Below are 18,593 nucleotides of genomic sequence, written 5' to 3'. Positions count from 1 at the left end.
ATTGTTGTTAACGACTAGCCGCCGACTAGCCGCCGGTGGAAACGCCGGCGCGCGGGGTGCGGGCTTTCTTCAGGTCGTCGTAGGTGGAGATGACCGCGCCCGCGGGCTTGTAGTTGTTTTCGTTGGCGTAGTTGGTGTGGACGAACACGGGCTTGCCGTCGAAGAAGGTGATCTGCGGCTGGATTTTGACGATGTCGTCTTCCGGTATCGTCATGTAATCCTTATCGAGCACCAGTAGATCGGCGGTCTTGCCCTTTTCGATGCTGCCGAGCTTGTCGCCCTTCAACACATACTCGGCGGCCCATTGGGTGATCATGCGCAGCGCGCTGGCACGGTCCACACGCTCTTGCGGCGCCCAGACCTTGCCATTGGCGTCCTTGCGCGTAACGGCGGCGCGGATGTCATCCCAGATGTAGCTGGCGCTGTCGGACTCCAGCACCACGCGTCCGCCGGCCTTCATCATGCTGTTCAGCGGTGAGGGCATGGTGTTGGCGATCTGCGTGCCGTAAGCGCGCTCCACATCCTTCGATTCACGGATCGAGATCAGCACGTAGCAGCTCATGAAGACCTTCATGCGCCCGATGCGCGCGAAGTCCTTGGGGTTGACCATGTCGCAGTGATCCAGGCCCCAGTTCTTGGTGGCGTTCGGACCATATTGCTGCTGAATGGCTTCCATGAAGTTGAGCATGTTGCCTTGCGCGCGATCGCCGGCCACGTGCGTGTTGCCGAAGCGCACGCCGTCGCGTCCGCTGGCCATCACCCAATCACGATAATAATTCTTGCTGATGTTGGCAGAGCGTTTCGGCGAGCCGCGATACTCGATGTCGGTATGGCACTGGCCGGAGGGGAACCAGCTATCGATGGGGGTGTATGTGCCGGTGCGCTTTTGATCGGTGCAGGCGCGGCTGGTAACGCCGTCGATGGCCGTGGGGCCAACGCCGGTCAGCCAGATTCTTTCCGTGCCCGTGCCGATCTCCGCCGCCTTGGCCTTCAGCGAGCCGGGCTTGGAGACATCCGTGTTGCCGAAGGTCTCGATGTCGCCGTAGCCGATGCGCCAGTTCAGCTTGCCCTGCTTTTCAAGCAATTGATAGGCGCGCAGCGAATCCTGCGGCATGCGCGTGGAGATGGTGGTCATGCCCATGGAAAGATGCTCGTTCATGTTCTTCTCGTAAAGCGGCGCGAGTATCTCCGCCTTGCGGTCGTAAGTGAAGGGCAACACGATGCGGCTGGCGGGCGGCTCCAGGTGCCCGTCGGGAGCGCCGTTGGCGCCAATCCAGAAGCGGCCATTTTCCTTCACGAACTGGCCGTGATTCTTCATGACCCAGTCGAGCGCCACGCGATTCAGCAGGAAGCCGTTGAAGTCCGGGATGCCCAGCGACATCAGCACCGGATTGTCTGGCGTTACTTTGTCGAGCTCATCGGCGTTCAACTGGTCATAGAGGATCTTGGCGTAGTTCGCCGAGTTGGCGTCGCCCTCTCCCATGAACGAGACGCGGTTGTTCAGGTAGATCCACTCGCCCTTCTTGAAGGGATACTTGGCCATGACGCCGCGGACCTGGTTGAGCACATCTTCCTTGGTGCGCACAGCGGACCAGTCCACAGGATAGCGGCGCAGATCGTGATCGTTCAGCGTACCGCCGTAGGTGCCTTCCGCCGCTCCGTACATGTGGCGGTGCGTGTCCACAAGACCAGGGACCACGGTGCGGCCCTTCAGATCAATTTTCTGCGTGTTGGGACCAGCGGTGGCCAGCACCGCTTCGTTGGTGCCGGTCAAGCTGATCTTGTTGCCGGTGATGGCCACGGCCTGAACGATGGTGAACGCGTTGTCCACCGTCAGCACCTTGCCATTGTGAAGAATTGTGTCAGGCGCCTGCGCGTGGAGCATCGCCGGAACGGCGAGCGCCATCAGCGCCAGGGCCAGAAGTGTTGCAGACTTGCGCATTGATTTTCCTCCTGCTTGAAGCAGTCCAATTGAAATTATTCAGACCAGAAACTGTCTTTTCCGAGGGCCAGATTGCACAAGCGCACGCCTAGTCAGATACCAGACGCCGATCGAAAGATGGCTGGACAGAGCAATTGCTGGAATCGAAAGCATTCTAGCATAGAACAGGAAGGAATTTAGCGCATCGGTAAGCGCCACGGCGAAAGGGGTGCCGCGGCGAGAAGCCTGGCGCTTCACGGCGATTACTCCGAGCGCAGGCCGATAGCGGAGCGCATCTGAGCGGCGAGCCACTCGGCCTGGCGTTTATCGCGGATGCCGCTGACCAGCGTGCGGTGGCGACCGTTCAGCAGAGTGGCTCGCAGCGCATAGTAGGGAGTGCCACGGCGTCCGCTGGTCTGCATGTTGATGTGCAGGTCAAACTTGGTGATGTTCTCGAAAGGAATTGCGTTGCGCCATCCCAGTCCCAGCACCGTGCGCAGCGTTCGGACCATACCGCCGCCTACCGTAAGCGTCGTTGTGCCAAGCCACAAATCAATCATGATGAGGATCAGCAATAGCTCAAAAACCCCGGTTATCACACGGAAGAACCAGGGAAATTTCAAGACAATCTGCATCGCCAGCGCGCCCGTCCAGATGACCGTAAAGACCGTCAGGCCAAAAGCGAAGGAGATATTGCGCGCGGCGGCGAAGCAATACTCCGTACCCTCGGCGGCGGGACGGACGTGGGTGCCGGACTGCGCTAATTCCGCGAGCGACACTTCGCGCGGCGCGGCGAATGAAGCTGGGTCGGATTGCGGCGCGCGGTCGGAGGCGAAGACCGGTCCTGACTCAGTCGCATCTGCAATAGGCGCGGCGCCCGTCTTGTAAACGGGAATCTCGAAATCATCCTGATAGTCGATTCCGGCGAGGCTGGCATCGGCGGTGAGCGACCAGAAGATCCCCGCTTCCTGCTCACTCGTGACCGTGGTCACCAGCGCGTCGGCGGGCAGCGTGAAGCGCACTGGGATGGAGGCTTCGCCGCCGGCGAGCATCACTTCATTCACCGGAAGATTGCGCTCTTCGCGCCAGAGAATGGTCTCGTTGGTATTGCGATCATCGCCAGTTCCGGAGAAAGTCCGGCTCAGGCAACTCAGCCGCGGCATCACGCCCTGCGATGGGGGAGTGGAGAATCGCGCGTGGATCGTGCCGACGACATAACTGCCGGGTACGGCGGGCAGCGGCGACATCTCGAACCATGTCGCGCCGAAGCGGCGCGCGCGCATAGTGATCCGCACTGCCCACGTCAGCAGGCCCACGCCGATGAGCGGGAATAGCAGGCCTATCAGCGCCAGCGGATTCTTCTCCGCTTCCTCCGGAACAAAGAACCAAACCGGTGCGCTGACCAGGTTCCAGAAGATGGCGAAAAACCAGATGCCATTCTGCGTCGAGCGCGTCGTGCTGTTCACGCGGCCCTGCGCCCAATCCTCGCGCCACCTCCACGGCTGATCCGGCGCGTTCGCGCGCCGCTTATCTTCCTCCGAAACTTTTTTCGATCCGAACAATGCGGCCCACACCAGGAGCAGGCCAACGCCCAAAAAAAGAACCCCCATGATGCCGGGTAGAACGACCTGCCGCGCTGTCCATTCGGGCTTCTGGAGCCCCTTCGCCATAGCGTAAAACGCGACGAGGCCGCCCCCCACGAATGGTGATCCGAAGAGAAACAGGAACACCCGCGCGGATACGCTCGACTTGTCCTTGGGCTTGATTGTCAGCATGACCCCTCGTACGGATTATGCCACTGCGGGGCTGGGGAATGGCTCAATGCAATGAACTGTTAATTCAATGGTAATGGCTGTGGAAACAAAACCCCCGCGCCGGGATCAGGCGCGGGGGCATGGAAGAAAAAGCAGGTCCCTCGCCCTTTCTGGCTCGGGATGACGACGATTTGGGTTTACCCGCCGGTGCTGGCGCCGGAGCGGGGTTTGCGTGTTTTCACCAGGTCTTCGTAGGTGGTCACCAACGCGCCGGCGGGTTTCAGGTTGTACTCCGTCGAGAAGCTGGGCTGGACAAAGATGATCTTGCCGTCGAAGACGGTCGCCAGCGGGCGAATGCTGCCGATGTCGTCTTCCGGAATGGTCATGTAATCTTTGTCGAGGATGACCAGGTCGGCGGACTTGCCCTTCTCGATGGAGCCAATCTGCTCGCCGCGCAGGAAGTAGTCGCCGGCCCAGCGCGTGATCATGCGCAGCGCAGTCGGCCGATCCACCTTGTCCTGCGGGCCCCACACTTTGCCGGCGCGGTCTTTGCGCGTTACGGCGGTGCGGATGTCTTCCCACAGGAACGAACCCGAGTCGCTCTCCAGCACCACTTTCACGCCGGCCTTCAACATGCTGTTCAGCGGCGATGGAAAAGTATTGGCCACTTGTGTGCCGTAGGCCCGTTCCATATTGGACGCGCCGTTCACCGAGAGCATCACGTAGCAACTGACGGTGACACCCACCTTGCCCATGCGCGCGAAGTCTTTCGGATCAACCATGCCGCAGTGATCGAGCGCCCAGTTCTTGGTCGAGTCCTTGCCGTACTGCGCCTGCAACTTTTCCATGAAGGAGATCATGCTGGCGTTGGCGCGGTCGCCGGCCACGTGAGTGTTGGCGAAGCGCACGCCGTCGCGGCCGCTGGCCATGATCCAGTCGCCGAAATAGTTTTTCTGGATGGGCGCCGCGCGCTTGGCCGCGCCGCGATATTCGATGTCGGTGTGGCACTGCCCGGTGGGGAACCAGCCGTCAATCGGTGTGAATGTTCCGGTGCGCTTCTGATTGGTGCACTGCCGCGAACTGGCGCCGTCAATGGCCGTGGGGCCCGCGCCGGTCATCCAGATTTTTTCGGTGCCCTTGCCCACCTGCGCCGCCAGCGACTTCAAGTCCTGCTTATCGAGGTCGGTGTTGCCGAAGGCCTCGATCACGCCGTAGCCAATGCGGTAAGTGAGCTTGCCATCCGACTCCAGCTTGCGATACGCGGCCAGCGCATCCTTGGGCATGCGCGTCGCGATCGACGTTAGGCCCATGCTGGCGGCCTCAGCCATGTCGCGCTTGTAAATTTCGCCCAGCACCACCGCCGAGCGTTCGTAGGTGAAGGGCAGCACGATGCGGCTGGCCGGCGGCTCGAGGTGTCCGTCGGGCTGGCCGTTTGAGCCGATCCAGAAGCGACCGTTCTTGCGCACATAGTCGCCGTGGTTGGTCATCACCCAATCGAGCGCCTTGCGATTCAGCAGGAAGCCGTTGAAATCCGGGATGCCCATGGACATCAGCACCGGATTGTCGGGCGTAATCTTGGCCAGATCATCGGCGTTCAAGTCGTCATAGAGAATCTGCGCGAGGGCGATGGGCGAGGCGTCGTTGCTCATGAAGGACACGCCGTTGACCATGTAAATCCACTCGCCGGGCTTGAACTTGTAGCGCGCCATCAAGTTGCTCACCTGATTGAGCACATCCTGCTTGGTGCGCACGCCCGTCCAATCGACCGGGAAGCGGCGCAACTCTTCCGAGGTGTGGTAACCGCCGTAGGCGCCTTCCGAGTAGGCGTACATGTGGCGATGCGTGTCGACCAGTCCGGGCGTAACCGTGCGGCCCTTCAGATCAATCTTCTGCGTGTTGGGACCGGCCGTCGCCAGCACAGCTTCATTGGTGCCGGTCATGGTGAACTTGTTGCCGGAGATGGAAACCGCCTGCACCGTTGTAAAGTTGTTGTCCACGGTAAGTACTTTGCCGTTGTGCAGGATCATGTCCGGAGCCTGCGCATTCAATTGTGTAGGCAACCAAGCCAGGGCCAGCCACGCGGGCGCGGCGAACAGCATCAGCCACACCAGAAATCTTGTTCGTACGTTCATCGCTTGAATCTCCCTCTTCAGAAAAATTAATCGCTTAGACATTACGTATTGAGTATCGAAATTTGTTGCGCCTACAAGTCCGCGTCAGGGCACGACTGAAGTCATGCCCTGACGCCGGACGGTCGCGGCTCTGTTAAAACTTTCTAGTCTGGCTACCCGCCGGTATTGACGCCCAGCACGCGCTCGGGACGCTTCTTCACCAGTTCGGGATAGCTGCTGACGGTCGCGTTGGCCGGCTTCAGATTGTACTCATTTGAAAAAGTGCTATGCACAAAGGCGATTTTGCCATCCACCATAGTGACCAGCGGCGTCACTTCGCTGATCTGTTCGTCGGGGATGGTGAGGAAATCGCGGTCCAGCACTAGCAAGTCGGCCAGCTTGCCTTTCTCGATGGTGCCAACCTTGTCCGCTTTCAGGACATACGCACTGGCCCAACTGGTGGTCATCTTCAGAATCGTGGCATGGTCCACGCGCTCCTGCGGTCCCCAGACCTTGCCCTTGCTGTCCTTGCGCACGACGAAGTCTTCCATGTGCTCCCAGATGTAGACGCCGCTGTCGGTCTCAAAGACTACGCGCGCGCCCGCGTCCAGCATACTCTTGACCGGCGCGTGAAAGGTGTTGGCCATCTGCTCGCCGTAGGATTTCGCCATCGCGGGCAGGCGATTCAACCGGATGTAGCAGCTCATGAAGACCTTCATCTTGCCCAGCCGCGCGAAGTCCTTGGGGTTGACCATGTCGCAGTGGTCCATGGCCCAGTCCTTGGTGGCGTCGGGGCCATACTGCTGCTGAATCTGCTCCATGATGTTGAGCAGCCCGCCGACGCCGCGGTCGCCCGCCACATGCACATTGGCGAAGCGGATGCCGTTCTTGCCGCTCTCCATGGTCCAGTCGCGGTAGTAGTTGCCCTGGATCGGTCCGCTGCGTTTGGGCGACCCTCGATACTCGATGTCATTGTGGCACTGGCCCACGGGGAACCAGCCGTCGAGCGCGCCAAACGCTCCGCCGGTGCGCTTCTGATCAGTGCAGGCGCGCGTCGTGGAGCCGTCAATCGCGGTGGGGCCGATGCCAGTGATCCACAGCCAATCATCACCACTGCCGACTTTGCCTTTCAACGAAGCCAGTTGGCCCTTGGCCGGGTCCAGCTCGCCGAACGATTCGATCACGCCCTGGCCGATGCGCAGCGTCAGTTGATTGCGATCGCGCAGATAGCGGTACGCGTTCTCGGCGTCCTTGGGCAGGCGGGTGGCCAGCGTGGTGATGCCCATCGAGGCAATTTCGTCGGCGTCCGCCTTGTACATCCTGGCGAGAACCTCTGGCTTGCGGTCATAGGTGTAGGGCAGAATCAGGCGGCTGGCGGGCGGCTCAAGGTGCCCGTCGGGACGACCGGCCTGGTCCACCCAGAAGCGGCCGTACTTGCGAATCTGATCGCCGTGCTTGGCCATCAGAATGTCCATCGCCATCTTGTTGGCCAGCAGGCCGTTGAAGTCCGGGATGCCCATCGACAGGGCGATGGGATTGTCCGGCGCGACTTTCTCAAGCTCCCACTGATTCAACTCGTCGTAGAGAATCTTGGCCTGCTCCGTGGTCATGTCGCCGGAAAAGATGTGGGTGAAATACATCCACTGACCCTTGGCCGGTTTGTAGCGGGCCATGGAATTGCGAATCTGGTTGAGCACATCCTCCTTGCTGGAGACGCCGCGCCAGTCGATGGGGTAACGCCGACGCTCCTCGGCCGTCGCCAGCCCGCCATAGGAACCTTCGGCGTAGCTGTACATGTGGCGATGCGTATCGACCAGGCCGGGAATCATGGTGCGGCCCTTGAGGTCGATCTTCTGCGTGTTCGGCCCGGCCAGCGCCAGCACTTGCTCGTTGGTGCCGACAGCCGTGATCTTGTTGCCCGCCACCGCCACGCCCTGCGCGATGGAAAAACTGTTGTCCACGGTGACTATTTTCCCATTGAAGAAAATTGTGTCCGCCGTCTGCGCCTGCGCGCAGGTCAAGCCGACTACGAAGATCGCCGCCAAGCGCGTAAGCCAAGTCGTTGCCAATCTCATAAGTCCTCCTCTTGCGATTTCCTCCGCCTTGGTAGCCACGGTGAGCTATTTCTCGCCGTGGGGTTTTGCGTGGACGTTCAAGTCCACGATCAAAACCCCGCAGCGAGAAAACCATTCACCGTGGCCAAGCCGTCCCATTCGTCCCGAGCGTCCCCGTTACGAGACGAGCGTCCCTGGCCAGATCGTTTCTAAAATGCAAAGCGCACGCCGAGTTGCACCTGGCGCGATTGCGTGGACTCGCGTGTGGCGGTAATCTTGCCCGCGGTGGCGCGCGCCACGCCGTTTTGGTCAAACAGGTTTGAGTCAGGGTCTGAAAAGTTCGGGTGATTGGCGATGTTGAACAATTCAATCCGGAACTCCAGGCTCGCGTTTTCACTCAGCTTCGGAAGCTGCGCGTTCTTCGAGAAACTGAAGTCGGCGTTGACAATGCCGGGTCCGATCAGCGTATTGGGGCCGACGCTGCCCAGCACGTACCGCTCCGGGTCATTAAGGGAAAGCAGGGCGCGCGTGGTGTACTGCGACATGTCCACGTAAGCATCGGGGTTCCCCGTTGCCGCATTGAGATTGCCGCCCGCCACAGGCTCGACGCTGGGGCCGTCCACAAAGACCATCTGCGCGGTCCCCAGGCGCGGCCGGTCGGCGATGATGCTGTTGGGGCTGCCCGTATTCATGCGCACGATGCTGGAGATGCTCCATCCGCCGAGGATCGCTCCCGTAACTCCGCTAAGCTGGCTGCCGGGTAGATCCCAGACCACGTTGCCGTTCAGGCTGTGGCGAATGTCGAATGCCGAAAGCGCGCGCTCTTTGCCGGTGCGATACGGTTGGCGGTCATTGGTGTAATCGCCGGAGCCGAGGAAGGCGGAACCATCGTCAACCGAGCGAGCCCAGGTGTAGGAAGACGAAAACTGAAACGAGTTGCTGAAGCGTTTGTTGAGCGACATGCGCAGGCCGTGGTAATCCGACGTGCCGTCATAGATGCGCCACCGGAAGCGGTTGAAGAACGCATTGTTGGGCAACTGGAAGCGCAGCGCGGTGCCGCCGGGAATCGGCTCGGTGAGAATATACGTGCGCCCGTTGCGCACCTGGGCGGGAGTGGTGTTCAGTTGCAGGTTGCCGCGCATCAGATGCGTGGAGCGCGTGCCCGTGTAGCCGATATCAATAGTCGTGTCCTTGGCCAACTGTTGATTGATGTCGAAGTTCCACTTATAAACCGCCGGCTGCGCGCTGTAGTATTCGATACCGTCCACTTGTGGGCCCAGACGGTCCCCTTGTCCCAGGAGAATATTCTTTTGAGTGAAGAACATATTGGGGAAGTCGATCGCCGGCTGGCCGGGGCCGGAGAAGGCCTCCGACACGGAGTAGTAGGGGAACACGCGGTTTCCCGGCACCAGCCAATACATGGCTAGCAGTTGATCGTGGAACACGCCAACGCCGGCGCGGACAGAAGTCTTGCCGCTGCCAAACACATCCCACGCGATTCCCACGCGGGGAGCAATGTTCTTGAGCGAAGGATTCTCAAACATCGGGCCCGGGTCGGTCTGCGCCGGAGTTACCACGGCCAGATTCGCCGGCGAAATATCGCGGATCGTCGCCGAGCGGCCATAACGCTCTTCCGGTACGGAGATAAATTCATAGCGCACGCCCAGATTCAGCGTGAGACCCTGGCGAAGCTGCACATCGTCCTGCAAATACAGGCCCGCCAGATACTGTTTCCAACTGCGATGCGACTGCGAGCCGGGCCGCGTGAAGGTTACGTTGGAGACCACGTTATTCAGAAAGTCATTGGCATTGGCGAAGGTAAAGGTGCCCGCGCTGTGAAAGTCCGAGCGCATGTTGTATAGAATCGTTTCCCACTGCCCGCCGAACTTGAAGGAGTTGCGGCCCGCGGTCCAGAACAGGTCTTCTTTCATCTGCCAGGTGGTCTGCTTGTTGTAGCGCGGGTTGGTGCTGGAGCCGCCCCAACTGGCGAATCCGCCGGTGATGCCGATGTTGCCGGGAACATCCTCCACGTCCGAGAAGCTGAACTTGGGATAGGTGAAGCCGTCGATCTTGGCGTCGGCGGCGCCGAAATCGGTGCGGTTCAGCGAGAGATGTGTGCGGCCAAGAAAAGCTGGCGAGAAGATATGCGTCTCTTCGATGGTGGTGAAATAATTCTTGCTGTTCGAGAGCTGTGCGGTGGTCATGCGGAAGTCTTGGCGATCCGAGTTGTCATGATTGAAGCGCATGAAGACCGAGTCGGAGTCGGAGATGCGATGGTCCACGCGGCCGGTAACGAAGTCCTGCGCGGTGGGACGCGGAATGCCGACGATGCGGAACGCCTGATTGGCGTCCAGGTCGGCTTGAGTCGGCGCCGGCCAGGCATCGAGATACGGACGAATCGCGGGATTCGCCGCGCGAGCGCGCATGGCGGCTCCGGGCACGGTATAGGTTTCGGTGATTCCTTTGTCTTCGCGCAAGCCTTCATAGCTGGTGAAGTAGAAAGTCTGGTCTTTGATGAGAGGTCCGCCGAGCGAGCCGCCGAACTGATTGCGGCGGAACTCCGGTCGTCCGTTGGAGGACTTATTGTCTTCCCAGCGTGGAGCGTCGAGATTGTCATTGCGCAGAAACTCGAACAGCGATCCATGTGTATCATTGGTTCCCGACTTGGTAACCGCGCTGATCACGCCGCCGGTATGGCGACCATACTCGGCGTCGTAGGCGTTGGTGATGACCTTGAATTCGCGCACCGTCTCGATGCCCGCCATGGTGCCCGCAACGCTGCCGGAAGTTCCCGAGGCGTCATTGATGTCCGCGCCATCCAGCAGGAAGCTGTTCGACGTGTAGCGCGTCCCCGCGATGGAGAGCTTCTTGCCGAAGCCGAAGATGGAGCCGGTGCCGCCCGTCTCGCTCAGCACCGCGCCCGCTTGCAACGGGACCAGTTCGATGAAGCTGCGCGCGTTGAGCGGGATGTCGCGAATCTGCTGCGAATCAACCACGCCGCCCACGGAGGCCGAAGTCGTCTCGATTAGTGGCGCTTCGCCAATTACGGTTACCTGCTCGGATACGTCGCCGACATTCATGGTCAAATCCACAACGGCTTCGCGGCCCACGGTGAGCGTGATGCCCTGGCGCACGGCGCGCTGGAAGCCGGCCAGCTCTGCCTGCACTTCATAGATACCCACGCCCAGAGCCGGGACGCGGTACTCGCCGCGGTCGCCGGTAACGGAGGCGCGTGTGATGCCCGTCTCCACATTGCGAATGTTAATGCTGACGCCGGGCAGCACAGCCCCGGTCTGATCCTTCGCTGTGCCCAGGATGGTGCCGGTGGTGCTCTGCGCCCACAGCGCCGCTGGTAGGGTTATCGCTGTTAGAATCAACGCCAAACCCAGTGGCAAAATTCCGCCGAGTCGATTTGAAATGTTGATCCTTCGCTTGCTGAAATTCATGGACATCCCTCCTTGGGATCGGCGGTTGGCCTGCATGCCGAAAGCCGCGGCACAAGAACCGGATGCGATTGTGAGCCAAGTCTGTGCTTTCATTAGTTGGGCGGATTATGGCAGCGCAACTGGTTGATGTCAATTGAGAAAAAATTGGATGGCATTGGCGAAGGTGCGCTGGCCCAGAGCCTTTTTATTGGTGCTGTGACCTAATCAGAGCCCCGACCGCCAGGGAGGGGGCACGCTGGCCGATTATTACGTGCCATGCGACGTGCCCCCTCCCTGGCGGTCGGGGGCTCTGATACACCATCTGGAAAAACTGGCTTAGAACACCATGCGCAGCGAAAGCTGCATCTGCCGCGAGTTGCCGCGCGAATCGGAGATGATGCCCGCATTGACGTTCGGCTCGCCGCGGTTGTTGAATAGCGCGATGCCGGGCAACCCCAGCCGCGTATGATTCGGAGCGTTGAACAGTTCAAAGCGGAACTCCATCTTGCCCTGCTCGCCCAGCATGGGCATCGCGGTGTCCTTGCGCAGAGAGAGGTCCAGATTGAAGTTCCCGGGAACCGTGATGACATTTCTTCCGATGTTTCCAATGGCCACCAAGCCGCCCGCCGCGCCATCCTTTCCCGCGCCCGGATAGTTGAGCGGAGCCGAGCCATTCTGGAAGCTTCCCGGCCAGGCAAGCTCCGCTGGATTGATGTACTGGGTGCGGCTGCCGGGATTGATCGCCAGGCGGGTAACGCCCGGAGCCAGATTCACGGTGCTGCCCGCCACATAGGTGATGGCATTGGTTACGCAACCCGCGGTTCGCTGGGCGGCCGTGCAGGTGGTTGTTCCGCCATTGCCGGTCAGGGCTCCTGTGCCCAGTCGGTTCAATGCCGATCGCGTGGCGCTCGGCGTTACCGGATTGCCGCTGTAGGCGCGCAGGACGCCGCCGATGTTCCATCCGCCCAAGATTTTCCCCGCGATGCCGGAAATCTCTTTGCCGGGCAATTCATATTGGAAATTGGTGCTCCAGCTTTGGCTGACGTCGAAGGCCGAGCGGCCCTTCCAGTGCTGCCTGCGGACGCCCAGGGTGTCCTGGCCGCCGAAGTCGGAGCCGCCCGAGAAGGTGGAGCTATCATCCAGCGACTTCGAGAAGGTGTAGGAACTCCCCACCTGAAATCCCTGGCTGAACCGCTTGCTGACCGTTACCAGCAACGCGTTGTACCAGGAAGTTCCGTCGGTCATGCGCCAGCGCATGCGGTCCCAATTGGAATTCGGCAAGGGCTGTTCCACAAAGATAAACCTGCCGCCCAGCGCGGGCACTTCATTCACCGGCGTGGTGTTCAGGAGCATGTTGCCACGCGTGTTGTGAACTCCGCGCGTGCCCGCGTAACCCACTTCCAGCGTGGTGTTGGGGAACAACTCCTGCTGGATCGTGGTGCTGAACTTGTACACCGTCGGCTGATCGGCATCCCACTGGAACGCGTCGGCCTGCGGTTTGCCGCCGCATCTTGATAAGATGCTGCCCTGACTCTGGTAGGCGTCCGGAAAGGCAATTGGCGGGCAGCCCGCCGGGAGCGCGGTGGTGCTTACCACGGCGGCCGAGTAGAACGGCGCCAGGCGAACCCCTCCGGTCTGAAAGAGGCCCTGAGTCAGTTGTTCATGAAAGATTCCGCCGCCGGCGCGGATGGCGGTCTTGCCGCCGGCAAAGGGAGCCCAGGCCACGCCGATGCGCGGGGCAAAGTTCTTCAGCGAAGGATTCAGGAAAAAGGGATCCCCGATATCAGTCTGGTCTGACCGCACAGTGTAGAAGTGGGCTTCGTCCAGACGGCGGATCTGCGCCACCTTGCCGTTCACTTCCCACGGCGTGGTGATGAACTCGTAGCGCAGTCCCACGTTGAGAGTCAGGCCGGGACGCAGGCTGATGTCATCCTGGAGGTACATCCCCATCAGGTTCATCCGCCAGCCGCGATTGTTGTCCGAGCCCGGCGAGGTGACGCTGAAGCTATTTACGTTTGCTCGGATGAAGTCGTCGATGGAGCTGAAGTTGAAGCTGCCGCCGGAGAAAAAGTCCGAGCGCTGGTTGAATTGGTTCCGCTGGAAACTGCCGCCGAACTTCAAGCTGTGGCGTCCGACGCTATACGTGATTCCCTCTTGAAACTGGAAGGTGTTCAAGTTATGCACCTTCGGATTAGTGCTGTCGCCTCCGGTGGAGGTGATCAGGCCGGGAACCAGCGCGCCGGGAACGTCGTTGCCGGTGAAACTGTTGGTGAAGCCGGTGCAGGTGGCGCAAGCCAGCAACTCGTAATCGGCCAGTCCCAGAGACTTTGAACTCACATCCTTCAGGCCCATGGGTGTCCGCACAAACGAAAAGTGGGTGCGGCCCAGCAGGGTGGGCGAAAAGATGTGCGTCTCTTCCATCGTGATGTAGCGGTTGTGGGTGCTGGAGACCTCCGCCGTTTCAAAATTAGGCTCCGTCACGTCCGCAATATCCTGTGTGTAGCGGAAGAAGAAGCTGTCTGCGTCAGAGAGGCGCACGTCGCCGCGGCCAGTAATGAAATCCTGATTGGTGGTGCGCGATTCCGCGCGCGTAAAGGTCCCGGTCCCGTTGGCTGACCAGAACGAATTTCCCGTGAAGCAATTTGCCGAGCAGGGAGTATTGGCCGCCGGATACATGTCCATGAACGACCGAGTGCTGGGATTTACCACGCCGTTCAACGCTCCGGTTAAGGGAACCACGGTCGCTGTTCCTGCGGCGTTGTAGCAATTATAGCCGGTCCGAGCCACGTTGGGGCTGGCACCGGAAATTGTCGGCACGCAGCCTTGACGAAGCTCCGGCCCCGGCACTATATAGTCGCCCGGCGTGCCCAGCGATTCGCGCAGCGCCTCATAGCTGGCGAAGAAGAAGATGGAGTTTTGCTTTACCGGGCCGCCAATCGCGCCGCCATATTGGTTGCGGCGGAAGGGAGGCTTCTTGCCGGCGGTCAGACGGTTGTCATCGAAATCGGGAGCGTCCAGCACGTCGTTGCGGAAGAACTCAAATAGCGACCCGTGCAGGGTGTTGGTGCCGGACTTGGTGATGGCGCTGACTACGCCGCCCACATGGTTGCCGTACTCGGCGTCGAAGGCGTTGGTGATGATCTTGAATTCGCGCACGGTTTCCACGCCGGCCAGGGTCCCGGCGGCGCTGCCCGCGCTGCCCGCCATATCATTGATATTGGCGCCATCGAGCAGGAAAGCGTTGCCGTTGTAGCGCGTGCCGCTGATGGATACCTTCACGCCAAAACCCTTCGAGGCAGAGCGCTCGGCTGACTCCGAATAGACGGCGCCGGCCTGCAGGGGCACCAGCTCGATGAAGCTGCGCGCGTTCAGCGGAATCTCGCGCATCTGCTTGGGATCGATCAGGCCGCTGACCGTCGCCGTGGTCGTCTCAATCAGCGGCGCTTCGCCGGTAACCGTTACTTGCTCGGAGACGTTGCCGACTGAGAGCGTGAAGTCCACTACGGCCTCGCGGCCGATGGACAGCGTGATGCCGCTGCGCAATTCGGACTGGAAGCCGGTCATGCCGGCATGTACGTTGTAACTTCCCACGGTCATCGCGGAGAGGCGGAATTCGCCGCGCGCGCCTGCCGCGGTTACGCGAGCGATACCCGTCTCCGTGTTGGTGGCGGTAACCTCCGCTCCGGGCAGCACCGCGCCGGATTGATCTTTCACCGTGCCCAGAATGGTGGCCGTGGTTTGCGCCCACAGTGAACTACCGATACCCAGCGCGATGGCCCCCAGCAAAACTATTGCCGCGAGGCGAGACCCATAACGACTTAATACTGTGATCGATCCTTGCATAGACACCTCCACCTTGCAGACTGCGAGCCTGACTGGTTCATTGTGAGATCGAGGTACAGGAGACTTCGAGCCGCCCATCGGTATTCACCCGAACGCGTCCAACCAACTGCGCGGATTATGGCAGCGCAACCCGTTGGTGTCAATCAGGAAATTGTTGCGCCACCAGCCCGTTTTTACTGATGCTGTATCAGAGCCCCGACCGCAAGGGAGGGGGCACGTTCCATGGTCAGTGTTAACCCGCGAACGCGCCCCCCCCCTTGCGGTCGGGGCTCTGATTAGGGTACGCCATCAAAAAAAGGCACGGTTTCCCGTGCCCTAAGTCAAAAATTATTGAGCCAAGCGCCTAGCCGCCCATGCCGCCGACGTTGGCGCGCGGCTGGCGCGACTTCACCATGTCCTCATACGAGGAAACCACGGCGCCCGCGGGGCGAAGATTATATTCCGTGGCGAAGTTCTTGTGAACGTAGACGATCTTGCCATCCATCACCGTCACTTGCGGGGCGATGGTGGCGATGTCATCCTCGGGCATGGTCAAGTAATCCTTGTCGAGAACGACCATATCCGCGTACTTGCCCTTCTCGATGGTGCCGATTTTGTCGCCCTTCAGGACGTATTCAGCGGCCCAGTTGGTAAACATGCGCAGGGCCGTGGGGCGATCAATTTTCTCTTGCGGCGCCCACACCTTGCCGTTGCGATCCTTGCGCGTAACTGCGGCGCGCAGGTCGTCCCATAGGTAGGAGTTCGAGTCGCTCTCCAGCACTACGCGCGCGCCGGCCTTTACCATGCTGGCCAGCGGCGATGGAAAAGTGTTGGCCACCTGCGTGCCATAGGCGGTCTCGATATTGCGGGAGTTATTCACCGAGCGCAGCACGTAACAGCTCACGGTGATCTTCAGTTTGGCCAGGCGCGGGAAGTCGCGCGGATTGACCATGTCGCAATGGTCAAACGCCCAGTCCTTTGTCGCGTTCGCGCCGTACTGCTGCTGTATCTGTTCGACCGCATTGAGCAGCAGGCCCGTGCCGCGATCGCCCGCGACGTGAACGTTGGCGAAGCGCACGCCGTCGCGTCCGCTGGCCATCACCCAATTGCGGTAATAGTTCTCCGAGATGCCGGAGGCGCGCTTCGGCGATCCGCGATATTCAGCGTCCATGTGGCACTGGCCGACAGGGAACCAGCTATCGATGGCGGTGTACGTTCCGGTGCGTTTCTGGTCCGTGCAGGCGCGGCTGGTGACGCCGTCAACGGCGGTGGGGCCGACGCCGGTAACCCACACCTTGTCGGTGCCGCTGCCGATCTGCGCGGCATATTCCTTCATCACCGCCGGGGTCAGCGGCTTGCCGTTACCGAAGGCCTCGATGACGCCCACGCCGATGCGCCAGTGGAGCTTGCCCTGGCTCTCGAGCAATTTGTAGGCGGCCTTCGAATCGTTGGGCATGCGCGTGGCGATGGCGGTCATGCCCATGGCCAGGTTTTCGTACATGTTCTTCTCGTACATGATGGCCAATTGCGCCGGGTTGCGATCATAGGTGAAAGGCAGCACCAAGCGGCTGGCGGGCGGCTCCAGATGCCCGTCTGGACGGCCGGCTTGATCGATCCAGAAGCGTCCGTTCTTCTTCACGAAGTCGGCGTGGTTGGTCATCACCCAATCCATCGCCACTTTATTCAGCAGGAAGCCATTGAAGTCCGGGATGCCCAGCGAGAGCAGCACGGGATTGTTGGGCGTAACTTTATCGAGCTCCCATTGGTTCAACTGGTCGTAGAGAATCTTGGCGTGTTCGAGAGGCGTCAGCACGCTCTGGCGCTGATTGCCGCCTTCATTGCCGCTTTCTCCGCCGCCGCCGGTGAACTGGACATTATTGGTGAAGTATACCCAGCGACCCGGCGCGAATTTGTGTTTCTCCATTAGGCCTTTGATCTGCGCCAGCACGTCATCCTTGGTCTTCACGCCGCGCCAGTCAATCAGGAAGCGGTGATGGTCTTCGAGAGGAATCATCCCGCCGTAAGAGGATTCCGCCGCGCCATACATGTGGCGATGCGTGTCGACCAGGCCGGGGATCATGGTGCGACCCTTCAGGTCAATCTTCTGCGTGCTCGGACCAGCGGTTGCCAGTACCGCATCGTTGGCGCCGACGGCGGAAATTTTGTTGCCGGTTACTGCCACTGCCTGCGCGGTCGAGAAGCTGCTGTCCACGGTCAGAATCTTGCCATTGTGAAAAATCAATTCGGGCGCTTGCGCTTGCAGATTCGCCGCGGCGATGGCCAGCCAAGCCGTCGCCAGTATCCATGTGAAAGCAGGCCCGCGGCCCGCGCGCTCGAGTAACTTGGTGAATGTCATGCTACGAAACCATCCTGATACGCTATGCCTGATACCTAAATTCTTAAACCGCTGTCCGTCCCTAGATGTGATCCAGAGACGTGATCCAGAGAGGCCACAAAAGTCTCACACCCCTGGCCCGCTGTCCAACCGCCATCCGGTCTCCCGCAGCCACCCCAGACGCCAACCCAAATGAAAGGCGTGCTCCACTACAGACCTTTGACGGACCAGGCGGGAATTTCGTTGCACACGACGAACGTCGCGCCGCCAGCATGTTCTTGGAGAGAATCCCGATCACCGTGCCCAATTGCACGACCTCAATCCCGGAAAGCTCCGCCCCGGACAGTTAGTCTATGCCCCGCAGTTCAGAAAATTCCCTCACGGTCGGGCCGAGCTTTTGAGCGGCCTTGCCCATCTCGTCTTGGGGTTTGAATCGCGCCGAGGGTGAAGTCTTTCAGGGCAGCAACGGCTCTCTTCGCCACATCGTAGATGGCGTTGCCGGCAACGACGGCCTTGGTCATGCTCAGTTTCATCCCGTCGATCCCCTTGGACGCGCCCTTCGCGGAAGACACGGCGGTCTTTTCAAGACCGGACAGACTGGTATTGACGCTCTTGATCGAAGCATTCGCTCCGGCGGCATCCACCTGGATCACCAGTTCGAGCTTGTTATCAGCGGCCACAATGCTTACAATGGTCAATCCCAGCAAGCTAACTAGTCCACCCTGACCGGTCGGGCTAGAACTGGGAGGAAAGTTGGTGGACATGGGGAAAGTTGTTACAATCAAAGCGGTTGCCGTGCCTGATCGCCGCCGGCGGTTTCGTCTTAGGCCGACCAGGACCGGTTTTATCCAGGTCAGCCTAAACAGGAGTTAGGCGGAGCGAGACCTTCGTCATTCACATCCGATCTACTACAATGACGACCCAAGACCATCCACGCCTCAGAATTATCAAATAAGATGAAATGCACAGATATGACCGTACCGCGTGTGTCAGTGATCACCCCCGTCTACAATGGTGCTGACCACATCGCCGCATGCATCGCCTCGGTCGCTGCCTCAGTGACCTGTGGACGCATCGCCGTCGAGCACATCATCATCGATGACGGCAGCACCGACGGGACCGTCGCCGCCATCAACCGCGCCGTCGCCGCCCTCCCCCCTCCCAGGTCCTA

Annotated in this window: 9 protein-coding genes; 1 reads left to right on the top strand and 8 read right to left on the bottom strand. The window is 60.4% G+C overall.

The features are described 5' to 3' along the window. Positions 1–25 precede the first annotated feature (25 nt). From EXQ56_08030 to EXQ56_07995, 8 genes are all read right to left on the bottom strand, one after another. Positions 26–1,942, bottom strand: coding sequence for a hypothetical protein (locus tag EXQ56_08030; GenBank protein ID MSO20400.1), 1,917 nt, complete (start codon positions 1,940–1,942; stop codon positions 26–28). Positions 1,943–2,184: 242 nt separating this feature from the next. Further along, on the bottom strand, positions 2,185–3,696 hold the full coding sequence (locus EXQ56_08025) for a hypothetical protein (protein MSO20399.1): 1,512 nt from the start codon (positions 3,694–3,696) through the stop codon (positions 2,185–2,187). Positions 3,697–3,872: 176 nt separating this feature from the next. Then, positions 3,873–5,849 carry a hypothetical protein gene (locus tag EXQ56_08020; GenBank protein MSO20398.1) on the bottom strand — a complete coding sequence of 659 codons (1,977 nt, stop codon included), beginning with the start codon at positions 5,847–5,849 and terminating at the stop codon, positions 3,873–3,875. Positions 5,850–5,959: 110 nt separating this feature from the next. Beyond that, a complete protein-coding gene (locus EXQ56_08015) occupies positions 5,960–7,861 on the bottom strand; it encodes a hypothetical protein (GenBank protein ID MSO20397.1) in 1,902 nt (633 codons plus the stop codon). A gap of 188 nt (positions 7,862–8,049) precedes the next feature. Continuing rightward, positions 8,050–11,379, bottom strand: coding sequence for a TonB-dependent receptor (locus tag EXQ56_08010; GenBank protein MSO20396.1), 3,330 nt, complete (start codon positions 11,377–11,379; stop codon positions 8,050–8,052). A gap of 222 nt (positions 11,380–11,601) precedes the next feature. Next, complete coding sequence (locus EXQ56_08005) at positions 11,602–15,186, bottom strand: TonB-dependent receptor (protein MSO20395.1); 3,585 nt, start codon at positions 15,184–15,186, stop codon at positions 11,602–11,604. 265 nt (positions 15,187–15,451) lie between these two features. Continuing rightward, complete coding sequence (locus EXQ56_08000; GenBank protein MSO20394.1) at positions 15,452–17,443, bottom strand: hypothetical protein; 1,992 nt, start codon at positions 17,441–17,443, stop codon at positions 15,452–15,454. 344 nt (positions 17,444–17,787) lie between these two features. Beyond that, complete coding sequence (locus EXQ56_07995; GenBank protein MSO20393.1) at positions 17,788–18,129, bottom strand: hypothetical protein; 342 nt, start codon at positions 18,127–18,129, stop codon at positions 17,788–17,790. A gap of 249 nt (positions 18,130–18,378) precedes the next feature. Between EXQ56_07995 and EXQ56_07990 the strand changes: the two genes are divergently transcribed. Then, the coding region (locus EXQ56_07990; GenBank protein ID MSO20392.1) for a glycosyltransferase at positions 18,379–18,593 on the top strand (215 nt) is incomplete at its 3' end.

Source organism: Acidobacteriota bacterium (assembly GCA_009691245.1).
In the GTDB taxonomy this organism is placed as follows: domain Bacteria; phylum Acidobacteriota; class Terriglobia; order 2-12-FULL-54-10; family 2-12-FULL-54-10; genus SHUM01.
The sequence above is the reverse complement of the archived record's forward strand: the minus strand, read 5'-3'. Positions and strand labels throughout refer to the sequence as shown.

Bases quoted from the DNA above. Each gene is read 5' to 3' on its own strand.
- EXQ56_08030 (MSO20400.1), bottom strand. From the start codon at position 1,942: ATGCGCAAGTCTGCAACACTTCTGGCCCTGGCGCTGATGGCGCTCGCC.
- EXQ56_08015 (MSO20397.1), bottom strand. From the start codon at position 7,861: ATGAGATTGGCAACGACTTGGCTTACGCGCTTGGCGGCGATCTTCGTA.
- EXQ56_08020 (MSO20398.1), bottom strand. From the start codon at position 5,849: ATGTCTAAGCGATTAATTTTTCTGAAGAGGGAGATTCAAGCGATGAAC.
- EXQ56_08000 (MSO20394.1), bottom strand. From the start codon at position 17,443: ATGACATTCACCAAGTTACTCGAGCGCGCGGGCCGCGGGCCTGCTTTC.
- EXQ56_08025 (MSO20399.1), bottom strand. From the start codon at position 3,696: ATGCTGACAATCAAGCCCAAGGACAAGTCGAGCGTATCCGCGCGGGTG.
- EXQ56_08010 (MSO20396.1), bottom strand. From the start codon at position 11,379: ATGAAAGCACAGACTTGGCTCACAATCGCATCCGGTTCTTGTGCCGCG.
- EXQ56_08005 (MSO20395.1), bottom strand. From the start codon at position 15,186: ATGGGCGGCTCGAAGTCTCCTGTACCTCGATCTCACAATGAACCAGTC.